Here is a 20,411-nt window from a genome sequence, read left to right on the forward strand (position 1 = left end):
TAAAAAGAAATAGTCTTTTGTATCGGTAGGAAAAATAGGAATGAAGATAACAAAATCATCAAAAAGCAATGGTACCCATTTCGATACCATTGCTGACATTAATTATTAACTTAAAGGACGTAGGTATGCCAAGAAGCGCTTCTCTGCCACTTTAAAGCACCACAAGATCATAAACGTCAGTGCCATGTAGAACAGCCCCGCCGTTAGGAAAGATTCAAATGGCGCATAGTAACGTGAGTTAACTAAACGCGCAGCGCCAGTTAGATCCATAATGGTAACGATACCCGCGACCGCACTACCGTGCAGCATGAAAATCACTTCGTTTGAATAAGCTGGTAATGCTCGACGCAGTGCACTAGGCAAGATGATACGTCTGTATGTCATAAACTTACTCATCCCATACGCTTTGGCAGCTTCTACTTCACCTTTGGGCAAGCCATTAATCGCACCACGAATAATTTCTGCTGTATAAGCCGACGTATTAAGAATAAAAGCGATTAAAGCACAAAACCAGGCGTTTTCCCACAAGGTATCTTTCACAGGAAAGAACTGATCCATACCGTAGTAAATCAAATACAACTGGACCAACAACGGCGTTCCACGGAAAAAGTAAATGAATCCCCAAGAAGGTAAGCTAAAGGCATAATTCGTACTATTACGTGCCACGGCTAATGGAATCGAGACACACAAACCGATAACCAACGCTAATCCTACCAGCCAAACTGTCGTCCAAAGTCCCTGAAGATAAGTTGGGAAACTTTCAATAATCAAAGAAAAATCCATAACTTACCTCGCATGAATACTGAACTTACGCTCAACAAGCTTGAGTAGCCCGGTCGAAACGCTGGTAAAAAACAGAAAGATGAGCGCGACAGCCATGTAAAAGGTAAACGGCATTTTCGTCGTACCCGCCGCCAACGAGCTCATTCTCACCATGTCATCCAGGCCGATGATGGAAACTAACGCAGTGGTCTTGAGTAACACTAACCAGTTATTACCAAATCCAGGTAATGCATGACGAATCATCTGAGGCAGTAAGATTCTTCTAAACGATAAGGCTGAGCTCATACCATAAGCTTTCGCCGCTTCTAGTTCACCTTTGTCCACCGCCATGATCGCTCCGCGAAAAGTCTCCGCCATGTAGGCACCAAAGATAAAACCAATCGTGAGTACACCTGCAATAAATGGGCTGACATCAATATAGTCGGGTAAGTAAGACGTCCATTCATGGTTTGGATCACTCGAAGCAAACCACTCATTGAGCGTTTCGTTAATGGAGTACAGGCTATTGTTTAAAAGTATTTGTCCACCAAAGAAAATCAGCATCATCAGAACCAAATCAGGAATGCCGCGAATGACGGTGGTGTAAAGAGTGGCAATCGCCCTTGCCCATTTGTAAGGCGCTAACTTAGCTAATGCGCCAAGCATACCTAAGATCACGGCAAGAAGGAGTGAAAGCACTGCAACTTCTATCGTTACTAAAGCCCCTTTTAAAATCGAAGCTTCGTATCCTTGTAAATCTAGCATAGGTGAGTTCCTAATCCCTAAACTCAAAAAATCGACCGTTGACTACTTCTAGGAACAAGCCAACGGTCGCTTAATTACGGTTTATTCACCGTACACATCGTAGTTAAAGTATTTACCAGCAATTTCTTGATAAACACCTTTCTCACGTAGTGAAATTATCGCCGCGTCCAATTTCTTCGTTAGATCTTTATCTTGTTTACGCACGGCAATACCAAAACCTTCACCGAACCACTTAGGATCGGTCAATGACGGACCAACAAACTCGTACGCGTCGCCGCCCGCTTTATTAAGCACACCTTCTTCTAGAGCAGAGGCGTCTCCCAATACAGCGGCAACACGACCATTGGCTAAATCTAGGTAAGCCTCATCAAAAGAACCGTAACGAACAATCTCTACTTTATCGCCATAGTTATCTGTCAGATATTTGTCGTGTGTTGTTGCACGTTGAACGGCGATTTTCTTGCCATCTAGGTTGTCAAAATCCAGATTCGCCCCCTTCTTGGCAATAAATTTGTTTGGAATCAGTGCGTATTTGCCAGTGAAATCGACTTTCTTCTTACGTTCTTCAGTAATAGACATCGCAGCGATGATTGCGTCGTACTTACGCGCTAATAGAGAAGGAATGATGCCATCCCAATCTTGCGCGACAATCTTACATTTCACTTGCATTTCTTCACAAAGCGCGTTGGCCATGTCTACGTCGAAGCCTTTCAGAGAACCATCAGTTTCTGTCCAGCTAAACGGAGGGTAAGCACCCTCAATGCCGAAGCGAACTGTTTTCCATTCTTTCGCTTGAGCGACACCAGATACTGCCGTTGCAGCGATCGTTGCTGCTAATAACCACTTTTTCATTTCCATACTCCTGTGATTGCTATTTTATTTCGTTTTGTTTGTTGTGCTGGCTTAGGAGGCAATAGTCTGCCGCCTAAAAATATTAGTAAATGGATGAGATAAACTGCTGTAATCGTTCTGAATCCGGGTTTGTAAATAGCTTAGCTGGATTTCCCTGTTCTTCCACTAAGCCTTGATGCAAGAACATCACATGGTTTGATACGTCTCGCGCAAACGCCATTTCGTGCGTGACCACCAGCATGGTTCGTCCTTCATCTGCCAAATCTCTCATTACCCCTAATACTTCCCCAACGAGTTCTGGGTCAAGCGCCGAGGTTGGCTCGTCAAACAACATCACTTCAGGGTCAACTGCTAGCGCACGGGCAATAGCGGCACGTTGCTGCTGACCGCCAGATAAGTGTCCAGGATAATAGTCTTTACGCTCATATAGGCCTACTTTCTTAAGCAAGACTTCTGCGTTTTCAATCGCTTGGGCTTTTGGTACGCCTAGAACATGAACAGGGGCTTCAATCACGTTTTCTAGTACTGTCAGGTGTGACCATAAGTTGAAACCTTGGAACACCATCGCTAGACGTGAGCGAATACGTTGCACTTGCTTTTCATTAGCAGGAACGGATTCCCCTGCTCGGTTGTTCTTCATTTGGATTAATTCACCATTCACCCAAATTTCGCCTGCGGTAGGCGTTTCTAGCAAGTTGATACATCTAAGAAAGGTACTCTTACCAGAACCGGAAGAGCCAATGATGGAGATGACATCTCCTTTGTGCGCGGCAAGAGAAATTCCCTTGAGAACTTCATTTTGTCCAAATGTTTTGTGCAGGTCTTTTATATCTAGCGCTGGTACATCATTCATGCGCTCTACTCCCTGTGTTTTTGTCACTGCAATTAAGGGACTCCGCCCTCTCTAATTCGGAACAAATTAGCACCACACCCTGAAACTTGCAACAAATTATTAACCTAAATAATTCGAATAGAAAGATACGATAGCCAAATTAATATGCAATATATAGCAACTTATTCTTCAAAAGCTGAATATTAAATATAAAAAAGCCCCTTTAGAAGGGGCTTAATAAATTTACAAAAGTGTTAATTGAAACTTATTTAGGGTCGTAATGAATTAATTAAAACGACTGACTACCAATGAGTTTGAAGTACGTAATGTCACTTCATTTTCTAGGCCTTCTTTTTCAGAAGTAATGATGCCATCCAAGTCTTCATCTAGCTCAGGCTCTGACGCTTCACCATTAGAAAAGAAGCTCATGAAAACTTTAGAGTCGATATTGCTATCGTCACTCAATACCAAAGCAGTGCGATTAAAATCGTCCGAAGCTGAAACTTTCAAACCGTTAACGGCTGATGTTGGGAAATTGTAGTAATGGAGCTCAGGAACAACAACAGAGTCACTGTCGCTCTTTGTGAAAATACGATGTGTGACTTTATAGTCGCCTGAAGCCGCAAAGTAAGCGACACGAGTAAAGCCTTCTGTAGACGATGTTAAACCCATGTCCAGATCAATCACCGAGTCTGCACTTCCTTGTGTTGATACACTTGGTTTTGTGTTTGGCAGGTTATCAATATTTAAGTAAGAGCTTGGATCAACGTCAATATCCCATCCATCAGAGACCGTTTCGTTAAGTAGAGAGTCCCAACCATTAACTTGATTCTCTGAGAACGCCATGTAGACCCAAGTTTCTTTATTCGTTGCACTAGGGCGATTATATTCAACGGCCGTTTTATCTAGCTTCAGCGCATCATACGCAAAGCCGTTAGTAATAAAACCAATGTGGAGAGTGTCGTAAGTATAATCAGAAGACGAATAAATGTTTGACGTATTATCCGCTCTGACTAAGGCGATCTCACCAGTCCCCCACGAACCAATACCATACTGGTAAAGCGCTTTGTCGCTTGAACCAGATTCATACTGGAACAACGCCGTAGGCTCACCTTTAAGCCCCATAAGCTCATCGGTAGGCAACATATCAGGGTTAGGTGACGTGAAAATATCGGTTTGCGAGACAAAGTTGTAGTCTCCACCACCTGATTCAGCATTTCGGTAATCTAGGTTAGTAAACTTATTGCTTGCTAAGTTACCGCCAGTAAAGCACTTGTTCAAAGAGTCTCGGTTAAGGGCAAACGTGGCATTACGTAGTTTCTTATCTTGTAAGAATTCTTTTGAAAACGTATTTACGCGAGCTTCTCTACCGTTAAATTCTATTGCTTGAAACGTTACAAAGCCGCCGTCAGGAATATCTTCAAGATAAAACTTAAAGTTATCAGTGGTTGGTTTGATGATGTCTCCGGCTCTTTTGCCATCTGCATCAGAGTAGTAACCGATAACATAGTTAGTCACTTGCTCTTTTGACGCTGCGCTATAGGTTAAAACCGTTTTATCACCGTTTAGCTCAGTTTTGTGGTCATACACCGTACAACCTTTCGCAGTAGCTTCACTTTCAGTCATTGTTGCTGGTATAGCAAAATCAAAAGTAAACGCTGTTTTCGGCGCAGCACCACCGCCGCCACCGCCACCGCCGCCACAACCGACCATTAACCCTGAGATGATTGCCACTAGTGGCAGTACTTTAAGCTGTTTCATGTCTTTTTCCTAAACTGAGCGGCAATGATTAGCCAAAAAAATCGTCTTTGCCCTGTAGAAAGCAAGAATAAAGCCAGCTTTATATAATCATCATGAATATTGATATTTACCCCGCATCCCCGAACGATAAGAGCAACAAATTCTAATTTTATGCAACTTGTGTAATGAAATTACACAAGATTTCACCATCTCATTCGCATGCCAGAAACTTTCTGTAGTTTTATTTCACAACCATTCTTAAAGTGATCTAAATCAATCACCCTAAATGGCTATCTTGCTAGACTCCTGCCAAAAGATGAGGATTTTTTTGTGCCTCAACACAATAAGTTATTAGCTATGCTTAGGCACAATGTCGACGTGTAACAAATCTAATAATAGCTAGCATAAGCGTGCCGCAGGATGCGGATTAACACAATTGAATGAAGAATTCATAACTTTTAAATATATGAGGAATCTATGTCAGACGCAGTTAACAAAACGCACTCTGATTCAGATATCGAGACCAAGAGCTACCGTGAGCTTCATCGTCCAGCATCTGAGTTCGCAAGCCGTTCAGACTACCTAGACCACGAACTACAAATTATGAAGCCGCGTCGTTTCGGCTTAAACTTGCCAGGTCGTGACTTCCGTTTTGAACTTGAAGATCTTGTTCCAGCACTTGCCGGTACGATTGGTATTATCGCGATGTACTCTGCGGTAATGATGTCTTGGGCTGAAGGCCTAACTGCCGCATGGGACCATGTTAACCTGGGCAAAGATTTCGCCATCGAAGTTGCCCGTGTAGAGATGCTCATCCCTGCACTTCTTTTCTGTGTACTTGCTTCTGGCTTTATTAACCCTAAAGCCAACCTAGCAGGTAACCACGGCCCAATGATCCCTCTTATTGGTACCATCGCGCTTGCTGGTGCTCACCCTCTTGCATTGGCAATTCTTATTGGTGTGTTTGGTTTAATTCTGAGCCTGTTAAAAGGTGGTTCAAAACTGGTTAACCTCACCTCTGAAGGTACGGCTGGTGGCCTTCTCATCTTCTTGGGTTTAACCGGAACGATGAGCCAAATTAATTCCATTCAAGCTTGGGCTGTTGGTTTGCAATCCGACACAGTTGCCGCAGGTAGCATGGGTTACATCGGTCTAATCGTTCTTGCGGTTACCATTGGCCTGTACGCGTTTCTTGCTAAAGTGAACAAACGCTGGCTAGCAATCCCTGTTTGTGCCTTCACTGGCCTTGCAATCGCACTTGTTCTTGGCGCAGGCTTCGATATTAAATTCGTAACCGAGACGGGTCTTCCAAACCTAAACCCAATCTACTGGTGGGGTTCAACAGAAGAAGGTTGGATGCTTGGTCTTCCTAATATGGAACACTTCATCGCTTCTCTACCATTCGCAATTCTTGCTGTAGCAATGTGGTCTCCTGACTTCTTGGGTCACCGCATCTTCCAAGAAATGAACTACCCACGTAAGAGTGAAAAAGTACTGATGGACGTTGATGACACAATGACAATGTGTTCTGTGCGCCAAATGGTCGGTACCGCTGTCGGTGGTGGTAACATCACATCATCTTGGGGGACTTACATGATCCCTGCAGCAATCGCGAAGCGCCCTATTCCTGGCGGTGCAATCTTACTAGGTTCTCTATGTATTATTGTTGCAATCCTTGGTTTCCCTATGGATGTTGCAGTATGGCCACCAGTTATGCGCGTTGCTCTTCTCGTTGGTGTCTCTCTACCACTACTTGAAGCAGGCATGCAGATGGTGAAAGACTCAAAAGATTCACAAGCAGCAGGCATCTGTATCTTTGGTTCAGCAGTCGTTAACCCTGTTCTAGCTTGGGCACTAACTATGCTTTTAGATAACAACGGCTTAATTGGTGATAAAGAGCGCGCGTCTCGCTTGTCATTTGTAGACAAGATTGTGATCCCAGTAAGCGTACTTATTATCTGTTTAGTTGCTATGCTTGCAGTTGGTATGCTTGAAGGCCAGTATGGCATCCAAGCTTGGCTGTAAAGCTGACAGTTCAGAAAATGTGTGGGTAGCGCTAGTCGCTACCCCATTTTTATCGAGATTTTTGAGGATTTATTGATTTAGTTTAAGGTTTGCAAAAAAATTTTAGTTTAACCTCTAACTGTTGCTTAAAAAGAGAAACGTTAAAACTAGTGACAATATTTATAGTTTTGTAACTCGAACATTTAAATTTAAGACTATAAATATTGTTATTCATAAGAGTGTACTGTTCCCCTCTTTAACTTGGGGATAGCTGGCTCAACGGCGAAGCAGTACGTATTTTTTTCTACTAAAAAGGTAGGTATGTCATGGCAGAGCAATTTGCTAAAGCTTGGGAAGGTTTTGCTGCAGGCGACTGGCAAAACGAAGTAAACGTTCGTGATTTCATTCAGAAGAACTACACTCCGTACGAAGGCGACGAATCTTTCCTAGTTTCTGAAGGTACTGAAGCGACTAACAAGCTTTGGGCTAAGGTAATGGAAGGCATCAAACAAGAGAACGCGACTCACGCTCCTGTTGATTTTGATACTTCAGTTATCTCTACCATCACTGCTCACGATGCAGGCTACATCGAAAAAGACCTAGAAACTATCGTAGGTCTTCAAACTGACGCTCCTCTAAAACGTGCGATCATCCCTAACGGTGGTATCCGTATGGTTGAAGGTTCATGCAAAGCCTACAACCGCGAGCTTGACCCACAAGTTAAGAAAATCTACACAGAATACCGTAAAACTCACAACCAAGGCGTTTTCGACATCTACACTCCACAAATCATGGCGTGTCGTAAGTCTGGCGTATTGACTGGTCTTCCTGATGCATACGGTCGTGGTCGTATCATCGGTGACTACCGTCGTGTTGCTCTATACGGTATTGATTTCCTAATGAAGGATAAATTCGCACAGTTCTCTTCTCTACAAGAGCGTTTCGAGAACGGCGAAGACCTACAAATGACAATGCAGCTTCGTGAAGAGATCGCAGAGCAACACCGTGCTCTAGGTCAAATCAAAGAAATGGCTGCAAAATACGGTTGTGACATTTCTCGTCCTGCTGAAACTGCACAAGAAGCTATCCAGTGGACTTACTTCGGTTACCTAGCTGCTGTTAAATCTCAAAACGGCGCGGCAATGTCTCTAGGCCGTACTTCTACGTTCCTAGACATCTTCATCGAGCGCGATATCGCTGCTGGCCGCATCACAGAAGAACAAGCTCAGGAAATGATCGACCACTTCGTAATGAAACTACGTATGGTTCGTTTCCTACGTACTCCTGAGTACGATGATCTATTCTCTGGCGACCCTATCTGGGCAACTGAGTCTATGGGTGGTATGGGTCTTGATGGTCGTACGCTAGTTACTCGTACAAACTTCCGTTTCCTAAACTCACTATACACAATGGGTCCTTCTCCAGAGCCAAACATCACTGTTCTTTGGTCTGAGCAACTACCTGAAGGCTTCAAGAAGTTCTGTGCGAAAGTGTCTATCGATACTTCTTCAATCCAGTACGAAAACGACGACCTAATGCGTCCAGACATGAACTCTGACGACTACGCAATCGCATGTTGTGTATCTCCAATGGTTGTTGGTAAGCAAATGCAGTTCTTTGGTGCTCGTGCTAACCTTGCGAAAACTATGCTTTACACCATCAACGGTGGTGTGGATGAGAAGCTAAAAATCCAAGTTGGTCCACAAATGCCGAAGATCGAAGGCGATGTACTGAACTACGATGAGTTGTGGGAGAAAATGGACCACTTCATGGATTGGCTAGCGAAGCAATACGTGACTGCACTAAACGCTATCCACTTCATGCACGACAAGTACAGCTACGAAGCGGCACTAATGGCTCTACATGACCGTGACGTTAAACGTACTATGGCTTGTGGTATTGCTGGCCTATCTGTTGCGGCTGACTCTCTGTCTGCAATCAAATACGCAAAAGTTAAGCCAATCCGTGACGAAGACGGTCTAGCAATCGACTTCGAAATCGAAGGTGATTACCCTAAATTTGGTAACAACGACCCACGCGTTGATGATATCGCATGTGAACTTGTTTCTGTATTTATGGGCAAAATCCGTAAGCTTAAGACTTACCGTGATGCAATCCCTACTCAGTCAATTCTTACTATCACTTCAAACGTGGTTTACGGTAAAAAAACTGGTAACACACCTGACGGTCGTCGTGCTGGTGCTCCATTTGCTCCAGGTGCTAACCCAATGCACGGTCGCGATGAGAAAGGTGCCGTAGCATCACTAACTTCAGTTGCAAAACTGCCGTTTGCTGACGCACAAGATGGTATCTCTTACACATTCTCTATCGTACCTAATGCACTAGGTAAAGATGAGGGTTCACAACGCGCTAACCTTGCTGGCCTGATGGATGGTTACTTCCACCACGAAGCGGGGATCGAAGGTGGTCAACACCTAAACGTGAACGTTCTTAACCGCGAAACTCTAGAAGACGCCGTTAAGCACCCAGAGAAATACCCTCAGCTAACAATCCGTGTATCTGGTTACGCTGTTCGCTTTAACTCTCTAACTGCAGAGCAACAAGCTGACGTAATCGCACGTACATTCACAGAGTCTCTATAAGACTTTAATGAAATAACGTTTTAGTGATACAACAAAGGCTGATGCTTCTAAGCATCAGCCTTTTTTTATTTCTTGAATGAAAGTTGTGATATTACGAAAGATTTTGCCCACATTCTTACGTATGATGCGAAAAAAGTTAGTAAATAAAGTATATGAAACTCAGTAAATTAATTGTTCTTACTCTTCTTTCTCCAGTTGCGATGGCATCCACTAAATCTACGGTCTCTTTTACACTCGACAATGATGGTATTTTCGGCGTCGACCAAGACTACACAAATGGTATTTTTCTTTCCTACGCAACAGGCCAACTGAAACAAGAAAGCCAATGGAAATGGCTGAGTCTGGCTGACTCAGAACACGCCAATATCGATAAAATAGAGTTGGTTCTTGGCCACAAAATGTGGACTCCGAGCGACATTGAAGCGGATTATCCACTGCTCAATGATCGCCCATATGCGGGTTATCTACATACTGAGATCAACTATCTTTCTTTGACTGATGATAAGGCCGTCCGCTACAACTTCACCATCGGTGCAACAGGTGAAAGTTCGCTTTCAGAAAAAGCGCAAGAAATCGTTCACGGCATAACAGGCTCGACTGACCCACAAGGTTGGGATTACCAGATCGACGATAAAGTGGCGTTTAGCCTTGGCTACCGCGTATTTAATAAATTGATGCGCAGCGAAGAACAAAAAACGCAATGGGAAATCACCAACATTAACGATATCAATGCGGGTAACTTCCGTAGTGATGTCTCTCAAGGCGTCATGTTTCGTTGGGGTACAAACCTAGCAAGCAGCATCGGAGCCGCCAATATTAGTGTTGAGAGCCCGTTCTCAGCGAGTATGCTCGCACAGGATACTTCAAGCTGGTTCTTATTTACGGGGTTTGAAGGTCGTTACCGTTTCAATGACATGACCATCGAAGGCGATCGCCCTGGTATTCCTGAGCCATCCGCGCCATACGACGTCACACTGCAAAATTGGCAAGCAAGCGCCGTAGCGGGTGCAACTTGGTATAACCAAAATTACGGTGCAAGCCTAACCTTTACGATAAAAACGCCAGATTATGAAGAATCCCAAACTGATGTTTATGGGACAGGTTCCTTCTCTGTGTTCGCCTTTTTCTAAAAGCTGACTTATCCCTGTATCCACACCAATCTAAATACAAGGCAAGTTCTCTCGTTTGGTATTAACCAACCCTGTGATCAAGCATTTATTTAGATTGGTCTATCTATTTTCTTTCTTCACATAACCTTGCCTTTAGTACCGACAAAGCTGTTTTAACCCTGCTTTTTGTAATAAAATAACAGCTAGAATTTACTAGTAATGAGAGCAAAAGATGTCAACAACTGGTCGTATTCACTCATTTGAGTCATGTGGTACCGTAGACGGACCTGGTATTCGTTTTATCGTCTTCTTGCAAGGTTGTTTGATGCGCTGTAAGTATTGCCACAATCGCGATACATGGGATACGCATGATGGTAAAGAAGTTACGGTTGAAGAGATCATTTCCGAAGCGAAAAGTTACCGTCACTTCATGAATGCATCAGGTGGTGGCGTTACTTGTTCTGGCGGCGAAGCGATGCTTCAGCCTGAATTTGTTCGGGACTTTTTCCGCGCAGCTAAAGCAGAAGGTATCCATACGTGCCTAGATACGAACGGTTATGTTCGTAAACACACTGATGTTATCGATGAAGTACTGGATGCAACAGACTTAGTAATGCTTGATATCAAGCACATGAAAGATGAAGTGCACCAAGATCTCATCGGCGTATCGAACCGACGTACATTGGATTTTGCTCGTTACTTGCAAAAAATCGGAAAGAAAACTTGGATTCGCTATGTAGTCGTGCCTGGTTACACGGATGACCCTGAAGCAGCACACATGCTTGGTGAGTTTATTAAAGATATGGATAACATCGAAAAGGTCGAGTTACTTCCTTATCACAAATTGGGTGCCCATAAATGGGAAGCATTGGGCTTAGAATACCCACTCGAAGGGGTAAACCCTCCACCGAAAGAAACGATGGACGAGATTCAATCCATTCTTGCGCAGTACAACGATAACGTAAAATACTAAGTGAACAGCAAGACTAACCTCTTTAAAATACCAGCATATTGCTGGTATTTTTTTAACTATACCTAAGTACCTTCAATGAATCTCTATGAGGTGATTTAGGTATAAAAAGAACAATAGAAATGATTGCGTCACGATCGCATAGGAAGGTAGTAACATGGATTGGTTTAACTTGGGCTCGCTGGTTGTCATACTTTGGATAGTGCTCGCCTACTGTCTACCAGATTGGAAAAAAGTAGTTTGGCCCAAGCTTGAAAAGGAAAAAGCATTTCAGCACCTCGTTTTTGCAACACTCTTTTTTTTCAGTATCTTATGGGCAACTCAAGCTGGCGTAAAAGAAGGACTACAGATTCATTTTCTCGCGCTAACAACGCTGACGATGATGTATGGTTGGCGTATGGCCTTTCTAATCAGTATCCCTGCAATGCTGGTCAACCACCTGCTACATGATGTGTCGTTGTTGCAGTTACCCACGTCTTTAGTATTGTCTGCCCTGCTTCCTATCTTCATTAGTTACCTCGTCTTTCTTTTGAGTTATCACTACTTGCCAAGAAACATTTTTGTATTCATCTTCGTTGCAGGTTTTTTCAACGGCGCGATAACAGGAAGCCTGCATCTGCTGATTAACTCCTTTTACCATTTATCGGTTGGTCATTACGATTGGGAAACCATTCAACATAACTACTTTATTTTTGTACCGTTGCTTGCCTTCCCTGAGGGCCTATTAAATGGTATGTCACTGGCGGTTTTAACCGTATTCAAGCCAGAGTGGCTAAGAGTATTTTCAGACCGAGACTACATATACAATCATTACCATAAATAAGTGTTTTTAAACTGGTCAAAAGTGACAGTTCTTGCCATTTTTTAGTATTAAATATGTGTTGAGATCATGTTTCACTCATGTCTTAAGCGTTAACCTAAGCACATTAAAAATGTATTAGATATCTAGTGAGGTCATCATGGAAATGTCAAACGCTCAACGTTTGATTCTATCAAACCAATACAACCTTATGTCTCAACTTGATCCAAGTAATGCGGCCAAATACAAACGCTTACAAACGATCGTTGAACGTGGCTATGAGCTACAAATGCGTGAGTTGAATAAAGATTTCGGCTGTCTGTCAGAAGCGGAGTGTCGTGAGATCATCGACGTTATGGAGATGTATCACGCGATGCAAGAATCTTACAACATGCTCGATACCGAAGATCGTAACAAAGTGGATCAGCGCCGCTTGCAGTTCCTTGGGTTTGATATTGCTTCGGAGGCCCAACAAGTCCATTACGTACGCTTCCTTATTGATTCTGAAGGTCTGTACCCTCAATTTGATAAAGCAGACCATCACTTTAACAGCCAAATGCCAATGCTGGATAAATACCGTCGTATGCTACAAACTTGGCGCAACTGCCCTCGTCAGTACCATTTATGCGAAAACGAGCTTGCACAAATCTTCAGCGCATAAAATATTCGTCTACGAAAAGGAAAGCACTCGCTTTCCTTTTTTATTTGCCCTGTCACAACCTTACCGCTGCTTTTTCACCTTCTTACGCTTCCCTTGTGCGATGTAGAGCAATGAATCACTGAGACCCTTCTGTCTTTGCCAAATATCTGATTTCTATTGCACCTATTCACGACATAAATTCATCTTCAGTGAAAGAGTGATTCAAATGTCACTTTTGCAATAAATTCATAATTGTTAAGCAAAATTGCAAATCCCCGACTAGGCTTAAGTAGAGAAAGGCTGTGATTGAAAGATTCATACCCACCGCTCACCGTTGTAATGAAAAAACTGTCCATAAAGCAAAGTCTTTGGTGTCGCCAATCTTACATTCTGTACGAACCAAATGTGATAACAGGACGTATATTCAAACAACAAGGAGCATAACAATAGGTGGGAAAGCCTGAATCAACGTTCGTCGGTAGACTGACTATTAAAGGGGAAAGCGACATGAGTATTTTCGACCACTATCAATCAAGATATGAAGCTGCAAAAGATGAAGAGATGTCGTTACAGGAGTTTCTAGCCCTGTGTAAGGATGACAAAAGCGCTTATGCTAATGCAGCAGAACGCCTACTGATGGCGATCGGTGAACCAGAGATAATCGATACGGCAAAAGACCCGAGATTGAGCCGCATCTTCTCGAATCGTGTTATCTCTCGTTATGAAACCTTTAAAGATTTTTATGGTATGGAAGATGCCATAGAGCAAATTGTGTCTTACCTAAAACACGCGGCGCAAGGTTTAGAGGAACGTAAGCAGATCCTTTACCTACTCGGTCCTGTCGGCGGTGGTAAGTCCTCACTTGCTGAAAAGCTTAAGGCTCTGATGGAACAGATGCCTATCTATGTACTTACTGCCAATGGCGAACGTAGCCCAGTGAATGACCATCCATTCTGTCTATTCAAAGCCACGGAAGACGGCGATATTTTGAAAAAAGAATATGGTATCGAGCAACGTTATCTTCGCTCGATTATGTCGCCATGGGCCGCTAAGCGCCTTCATGAATTTGGCGGCGATATCACTAAATTTAAGGTAGTGAAAGTTCGCCCTTCAATTCTCGATCAGATCGGTATTGCTAAAACAGAACCTGGGGATGAAAACAACCAAGATATTTCATCACTGGTTGGTAAAGTCGATATCCGTAAACTCGAACATTATTCGCAAGACGACCCAGATGCCTACAGCTACTCCGGTGCGCTGTGTAAAGCAAACCAAGGTTTAATGGAATTCGTTGAGATGTTCAAAGCGCCGATCAAAGTACTTCACCCACTATTGACGGCAACGCAAGAAGGTAACTTCAACGGTACTGAAGGTCTATCTGCGATTCCATTCGACGGTATGATTCTGGCTCACTCGAACGAATCTGAGTGGCAGACCTTCCGTAACAACAAAAATAACGAAGCCTTCCTCGACCGTGTGTACATTGTAAAAGTACCTTACTGTCTCCGCGTATCCGAAGAAGTGAAAATTTACCAAAAACTGCTTGAAAACAGTGAGCTGTCTCAGGCTCCTTGTTCTCCAAGCACGCTCGAAACTCTAGCGCAATTCAGTATTCTTTCACGCCTGAAAGAGCCTGAAAACTCATCCATTTTCTCAAAAATGCGCGTCTACGATGGTGAAACGCTAAAAGACACCGATCCGAAAGCGAAAAGCTATCAAGAGTATCGTGATTATGCGGGTGTCGATGAAGGCATGAATGGTCTCTCTACACGTTTCGCCTTTAAGATTTTGTCGCGCGTATTTAACTTCGACCAAACCGAGGTGGCAGCCAACCCTGTACACCTGTTCTATGTGATAGAACAACAGGTTGAACGTGAACAGTTCCCTGCTGAAACGGCAGAGAAATATCTCGAGTTCTTGAAAGGCTACCTAGTGCCTCGCTACGTTGAATTTATTGGTAAAGAGATTCAGACCGCTTATCTCGAGTCTTACTCTGAATACGGTCAGAACATCTTCGACCGCTATGTCACCTACGCAGACTTCTGGATTCAAGACCAAGAGTACCGAGATCCAGAAACTGGTCAGCTATTTGATCGATCTTCACTCAACGCTGAGCTAGAGAAGATCGAGAAAACCGCTGGTATTTCTAACCCGAAAGATTTCCGAAACGAAATCGTTAACTTTGTGCTTCGTGCGAAAGCGAATAACAATGGTCAAAACCCGGTTTGGACCAGCTACGAAAAACTGCGCACAGTAATCGAGAAGAAAATGTTCTCCAATACCGAAGAGCTACTTCCGGTTATCTCATTTAATGCGAAAACCTCTTCTGAAGATCAGAAGAAGCATGACGACTTTGTCGCTCGCATGATGGAAAAAGGCTATACCGAGAAACAGGTTCGCCTACTTTCTGAGTGGTACCTACGAGTACGTAAGTCATCCTAACCCAGTATTGAGTTAGGTCGCTTGTGAAACATGAAGAGGGCTATTTCATGGCGCAATTTATAGACCGAAGGCTCAATGGCAAGAACAAGAGCGCTGTTAATCGACAGCGCTTCTTGAAGCGCCACAAAGAGCAAATAAAAGAGTCGGTAGCAGACGCAGTGAATCGACGCTCGATTACGAATACGGAAACGGGCGAAGACGTCTCTATCCCTCACAAAGACATCAATGAGCCGATCTTTCATCAAGGCAAAGGTGGTGTTCGCGAACGAGTTCATCCCGGCAATGACCAGTTCATTACTGGTGATAAAATTGAGCGTCCTAAAGGTGGCGGTCAAGGTAGTGGTTCGGGAGAAGGCAATGCCAGTCCAGATGGAGAAGGCCAAGACGAATTTGTATTCCAAATATCAAAAGATGAGTACCTAGATATTTTGTTCGAAGATCTCGAGCTGCCTAATCTAGAAAAAAACCAAATTGCCAAAATTACTGAATGGAAAACGCACCGCGCAGGCTTTCAAACTGCTGGTATCCCTTCAAACATTGCGGTAGTACGTTCGCTACAACAATCTCTTGCACGACGTACGGCAATGACCGCAGGTAAGAAACGTCTTCTCAAAGAGCTAGAAGATGAACTTGCTCGTATCAAAAACATTGAACCCGCTCAGCAGTTTGAAGAGAACCGCTTGAAGGCTGAAATTGAAGAGCTGCGTAAGAAAATTGAGGGGGTTCCATTTATTGACACCTTCGACTTACGCTTTAAAAACTATGAAAAACGCCCTGTACCATCTAGTCAAGCTGTGATGTTTTGTTTGATGGACGTATCGGGCTCGATGGATCAAGCAACGAAAGACATCGCAAAACGTTTTTACGTTCTGTTATACCTGTTCTTAACTCGTACTTACGAGAATGTAGACGTTGTCTTTATTCGCCACCACACCCAAGCGAAAGAAGTGGACGAGCACGAGTTCTTCTACTCACAAGAGACCGGGGGCACTATTGTATCCAGCGCATTGAAACTGATGGACGAAATCGTAAAAGAGCGCTATCCAATTGGACAATGGAACATTTATGCTGCGCAAGCATCCGATGGCGATAACTGGGCAGATGACTCGCCAAGATGCCGCGATCTATTAGTGAACAAACTACTGCCAAACTGTCAGTACTACTCCTACATAGAAATTACGCGACGCTCGCACCAAACTCTATGGCATGAGTACGAAAAGCTCACCGATGAATTTCCGAACTTCGCAATGAAAAACATTCGCTCTGTGGAGGATATTTTCCCAGTCTTCCGTGAACTATTCCAAAAAGAAACGGCGTAAGGAGGCTAGCGATGAGTACCGCAACGAAAAACCTCTCAGGAGAGGCGCCTAAGAAGCGTAATAGTAAAATGCTGCCAGATGGACCGGATTGGACATTTGAGCTGTTGGAACGCTACCACAAAGAGATTAAGCGTGTCGCACAACACTATCGCCTAGACACTTACCCTAACCAGATAGAAGTGATTACTTCCGAGCAAATGATGGATGCCTACTCAAGTATTGGTATGCCCATCAATTACAACCACTGGTCGTTTGGTAAGAAGTTCATCCAAACGGAGCAGAACTATAAGCATGGTCAAATGGGGTTAGCCTACGAGATTGTCATTAACTCCAATCCGTGTATCGCCTATTTGATGGAAGAAAATACCGTGACAATGCAAGCGCTAGTGATTGCTCACGCTTGTTACGGGCACAACTCTTTCTTCAAAGGTAATTATCTGTTCCAAACTTGGACGGACGCTAGTTCCATCATCGATTATTTGCTGTTTGCCAAAAAGTATTTAGCTGAATGTGAGGAGCGATATGGGGTACAGGAAGTGGAAAAACTGCTCGACTCCTGCCACGCCTTAATGAACTTTGGTGTGGATCGTTACAAGCGACCAGAGAAAATCTCCATTACCGAAGAGAAAGCGCGACAAGAAGAACGCGAGGCATACTTACAGTCTCAAGTGAATGAATTGTGGCGCACAGTACCAAGAGCCAAAACCAAAGAGGAAGATCTTAAAGAGCGGTTCCCAAGCGAGCCTCAGGAAAACTTGCTCTACTTTTTCGAAAAGCATGCCCCGCTACTAGAGCCGTGGCAACGTGAAGTCGTTCGGATTGTACGCAAAATCAGTCAGTATTTTTATCCGCAAAAACAAACGCAGGTCATGAACGAAGGCTGGGCAACATTCTGGCATTACACCATTCTCAACCATCTTTACGATGAGGGTTTGGTATCCGAAAAGTTCATACTAGAGTTCTTACATAGCCATACCAGTGTGGTAGCTCAACCGCCTTATAATAGCCCTTACTTTAATGGTATTAATCCATACGCCTTGGGCTTTGCTATGTTCCGAGATATTAAACGTATCTGTGAAGAACCAACTGATGAGGACAAGGAGTGGTTTCCGGATTTGGCAGGAACAGATTGGTTAGATGCGGTACATTTCGCGATGCATAATTTCAAAGATGAAAGCTTCATTAGCCAATACCTTTCTCCGAAATTAATGCGTGATTTCAAGCTGTTTGCGATCAACGATGATGACCACAAAAACTTTATTGAAGTCGCCGCGATACACGATGAGATGGGTTATAAACGCATTAGAGAAACCTTAGCCGCTCAGTACAACTTATCTAATCTTGAGCCAAACATTCAGGTATTTAATGTCGATGTTCGTGGTGATCGCTCACTCACGTTGCAATACGTACCTCATAACCGAATCCCGCTTGATGACAGTTACGAAGAAGTTCTGAAACACGTATACCGATTGTGGGGATTTGATGTCATTCTGCAAGAAGTAAAAGACACAGGTCACCGAGAAGTCTTAGCGACCTGCCCTAAACGGAATCAATATGACACAAACATCTAACTAATACTTGGGCATAAGCAACAAAAAGGCTCCTAATTCAGGAGCCTTTCTCGTTCTTAATTCAATGTGACCTTTAGTTATGCTTGCTTCGCCACAATAGCGCGCACCGCCTCTAGATCTTCTGGCGTATCAACGCCGGCTGCTGGCGCTTCTTTCGCTACCGCTACATGAATTTTTTCACCGTACCAAAGCACTCGTAGTTGCTCAAGGCACTCGATCTGCTCCAATGCGCTCGGAGCCCAGTTTACATACGTATTAATAAAACCAGCTCGATAAGCATAAATACCAATATGACGCATTAATGGGTTGGCAATGATTTTGTCTTGTTTGGCAAAGTTATCGCGATCCCAAGGGATAGTTGCTCGACTAAAGTACATCGCATAGCCTTGCTCATTAGCCACAACTTTAACTGCATTCGGATTGAACACTTCTTCTTCCGAGTCTATTTCTACGGCTAATGTCGCCATCGGAGCATCACACCCCGATAAGTTATCAGCAACCTGACGAATGATAGACGGTGGAATCAAAGGCTCGTCCCCTTGCACATTAACAATAATGTGGTCTGCAGGAATAGCCATCTTTTCAACAACTTCAGCAAGGCGTTCAGTACCTGATTCGTGGTTAGGAGAGGTCATACAGACTTTTCCACCAAACGACGAGACAGCATCAGCAACACGCTCGTCATCAGTTGCCACGATAACATCTTCCGCACCCGCTTGTAGCGCTTGCTCGTAAACCCACTGAACCATAGGCTTACCGCCAATATCCGCTAACGGTTTACCAGGCAAGCGGCTCGATGCGTAACGCGAAGGAATGACAACCGTAAAAGACATTAGCGTCCCTCATCCATACTCATAGTACGAGCCTCAGGCTCGAGCAGAACGGGAATACCCTCTTTGATCGGGTAAGCGAGGCGATCCAATTTGCAGATCAACTCTTGATTCTCTTTATCGTACGTCAGCTTACCTTTGCAAACAGGGCAAGCTACAATCTCAAGCAGACGGTGATCCATAAGCCGCTTTAACCTCTTTTATTCTATTTAAAATTTGCTCTGCATCGTTTGGTTCAAACTGGGCAGATACAGGCAGATACCACCAATTATCTTGCGCATAATGGCTGCACTTGACAGCATCTTTCTCGGTCATAATCACATTGGCCCCTTGTTGAGCCAATGCTTCTAATTCTTGTTGGTCAAAGTCTTGATGGTCAGCAAAACCTTTTGTGACTTTAACATCTGCGTTCATCGAGTTTAGTGTATGAAAAAATCGTGGTGGATGCCCAATCCCTGCAAATGCCACTAGCTCTTTTAACTCAGAAACGTCCACAAGTTGCTTAGTCTTGAGGTTAATGGCTTTAGATGGCGCTAAAGTCATTGCGATTTCGCCCGTATGTGCTTGACCGCCATTGGTGATGATAAAGTCGACTTCAGCAAGACGCTCGACCCCTTCACGAAGTGGGCCAAGCGGAATGAGGCTTTCATTCCCAAATCGGCGATTCCCATCCACAATCACTAACTCAATATCACGGCCTAACGCATAATGTTGTAACCCATCGTCCGTAATAATGATATCCACACCTGACTCAAGCAGTGCTTTCACTGCATTTGAACGCACCGGGTCTACCGCAACAGGCGCTCCTGTGCGGCGATGAATCAACTTAGGCTCATCACCACAATGTTTCGCAGGCGTATCTTCTTTTAGCACTAACGGATAGGCAGGAGCTTTTGCTCCATAGCCACGAGAAACGACCCCTGGCTTAAGCCCAAGCTGTTGCAGTTGCTCAACAAGCCAAACCACAACTGGTGTTTTGCCATTACCACCAGCTGTGATATTGCCGACAACAATAACAGGGATAGGCGCGTTGTAGGCTTGCTTACGGCCTGTTTGATATTGCTTTCGCTTAGACTTACTTATTGATCCAAATAATACACTCAGTGGCCACAAAAGCGGCCACAAGAGGTATTTTATTGGATGGTTTTCAAACCAGATTTTTTCAACCACCGC

The 20,411-nt window shown here is 43.9% G+C and carries 17 protein-coding genes; 9 read left to right on the top strand and 8 right to left on the bottom strand.

Annotated elements, in window-relative coordinates:
* Positions 1 to 105 precede the first annotated feature (105 nt).
* The 5 genes from CBX98_RS03155 to CBX98_RS03180 all read right to left on the bottom strand — a co-directional run bounded on the left by CBX98_RS03155 (position 106) and on the right by CBX98_RS03180 (position 4,972).
* Positions 106 to 783: an ABC transporter permease gene (locus tag CBX98_RS03155; protein WP_109168564.1), complete on the bottom strand. Its 678-nt coding sequence runs from the start codon at positions 781 to 783 to the stop codon at positions 106 to 108.
* A gap of 3 nt (positions 784 to 786) precedes the next feature.
* A complete protein-coding gene (locus tag CBX98_RS03160) occupies positions 787 to 1,527 on the bottom strand; it encodes an ABC transporter permease (RefSeq protein ID WP_006742137.1) in 741 nt (246 codons plus the stop codon).
* Positions 1,528 to 1,608: 81 nt separating this feature from the next.
* Complete coding sequence (locus tag CBX98_RS03165) at positions 1,609 to 2,379, bottom strand: ABC transporter substrate-binding protein (RefSeq protein WP_012841998.1); 771 nt, start codon at positions 2,377 to 2,379, stop codon at positions 1,609 to 1,611.
* Between the two features lie 82 nt (positions 2,380 to 2,461).
* Positions 2,462 to 3,232 (bottom strand): ABC transporter ATP-binding protein, encoded by a 771-nt coding sequence (locus CBX98_RS03170; RefSeq protein WP_005378438.1) that lies wholly within the window; start codon positions 3,230 to 3,232, stop codon positions 2,462 to 2,464.
* 264 nt (positions 3,233 to 3,496) lie between these two features.
* Positions 3,497 to 4,972, bottom strand: a complete 1,476-nt coding sequence (locus tag CBX98_RS03180; protein WP_053807156.1) for a hypothetical protein — start codon at positions 4,970 to 4,972, stop codon at positions 3,497 to 3,499.
* Between the two features lie 456 nt (positions 4,973 to 5,428).
* Between CBX98_RS03180 and CBX98_RS03185 the strand changes: the two genes are divergently transcribed.
* From CBX98_RS03185 to CBX98_RS03230, 9 genes are all read left to right on the top strand, one after another.
* Positions 5,429 to 6,976, top strand: coding sequence for a DUF3360 family protein (locus CBX98_RS03185; RefSeq protein WP_005390668.1), 1,548 nt, complete (start codon positions 5,429 to 5,431; stop codon positions 6,974 to 6,976).
* Positions 6,977 to 7,281: 305 nt separating this feature from the next.
* Positions 7,282 to 9,558, top strand: a complete 2,277-nt coding sequence (gene pflB, locus CBX98_RS03190) for a formate C-acetyltransferase (RefSeq protein ID WP_005390666.1) — start codon at positions 7,282 to 7,284, stop codon at positions 9,556 to 9,558.
* 152 nt (positions 9,559 to 9,710) lie between these two features.
* Positions 9,711 to 10,688, top strand: a complete 978-nt coding sequence (locus tag CBX98_RS03195; RefSeq protein ID WP_172605913.1) for a lipid A deacylase LpxR family protein — start codon at positions 9,711 to 9,713, stop codon at positions 10,686 to 10,688.
* 211 nt (positions 10,689 to 10,899) lie between these two features.
* Positions 10,900 to 11,640, top strand: a complete 741-nt coding sequence (gene pflA, locus CBX98_RS03200) for a pyruvate formate lyase 1-activating protein (protein ID WP_005390663.1) — start codon at positions 10,900 to 10,902, stop codon at positions 11,638 to 11,640.
* Between the two features lie 154 nt (positions 11,641 to 11,794).
* Complete coding sequence (locus tag CBX98_RS03205; RefSeq protein WP_006742143.1) at positions 11,795 to 12,460, top strand: energy-coupling factor ABC transporter permease; 666 nt, start codon at positions 11,795 to 11,797, stop codon at positions 12,458 to 12,460.
* A gap of 136 nt (positions 12,461 to 12,596) precedes the next feature.
* On the top strand, positions 12,597 to 13,097 hold the full coding sequence (locus tag CBX98_RS03210) for a YfbU family protein (RefSeq protein ID WP_005390659.1): 501 nt from the start codon (positions 12,597 to 12,599) through the stop codon (positions 13,095 to 13,097).
* A 486-nt stretch (positions 13,098 to 13,583) separates the two neighbouring features.
* Positions 13,584 to 15,518: a PrkA family serine protein kinase gene (locus CBX98_RS03220; protein ID WP_005390658.1), complete on the top strand. Its 1,935-nt coding sequence runs from the start codon at positions 13,584 to 13,586 to the stop codon at positions 15,516 to 15,518.
* Between the two features lie 47 nt (positions 15,519 to 15,565).
* Positions 15,566 to 16,837 (top strand): YeaH/YhbH family protein, encoded by a 1,272-nt coding sequence (locus tag CBX98_RS03225; protein WP_005390656.1) that lies wholly within the window; start codon positions 15,566 to 15,568, stop codon positions 16,835 to 16,837.
* An 11-nt stretch (positions 16,838 to 16,848) separates the two neighbouring features.
* A complete protein-coding gene (locus CBX98_RS03230; RefSeq protein WP_006742146.1) occupies positions 16,849 to 18,408 on the top strand; it encodes a SpoVR family protein in 1,560 nt (519 codons plus the stop codon).
* Between the two features lie 77 nt (positions 18,409 to 18,485).
* On the opposite strand, the gene kdsB is transcribed toward CBX98_RS03230, so the two are convergent.
* Genes kdsB through lpxK form a run of 3 tightly spaced genes read right to left on the bottom strand, consistent with a single transcriptional unit; the run spans position 18,486 to position 20,408 of the window.
* Entirely contained in the window at positions 18,486 to 19,241 is a 756-nt protein-coding gene (gene kdsB / locus CBX98_RS03235) for a 3-deoxy-manno-octulosonate cytidylyltransferase (RefSeq protein ID WP_005390653.1), read from the bottom strand.
* Positions 19,241 to 19,420: a Trm112 family protein gene (locus CBX98_RS03240; protein ID WP_005390649.1), complete on the bottom strand. Its 180-nt coding sequence runs from the start codon at positions 19,418 to 19,420 to the stop codon at positions 19,241 to 19,243. Before CBX98_RS03240 ends, kdsB begins: the two co-directional genes overlap by 1 nt.
* Positions 19,401 to 20,408, bottom strand: a complete 1,008-nt coding sequence (gene lpxK, locus CBX98_RS03245; RefSeq protein ID WP_109168566.1) for a tetraacyldisaccharide 4'-kinase — start codon at positions 20,406 to 20,408, stop codon at positions 19,401 to 19,403. The genes CBX98_RS03240 and lpxK overlap by 20 nt, the downstream gene beginning before the upstream one ends.
* Positions 20,409 to 20,411 lie beyond the last annotated feature (3 nt).

The organism is Vibrio sp. T9, from assembly GCF_003123985.1.
Lineage (GTDB): Bacteria > Pseudomonadota > Gammaproteobacteria > Enterobacterales > Vibrionaceae > Vibrio > Vibrio diabolicus.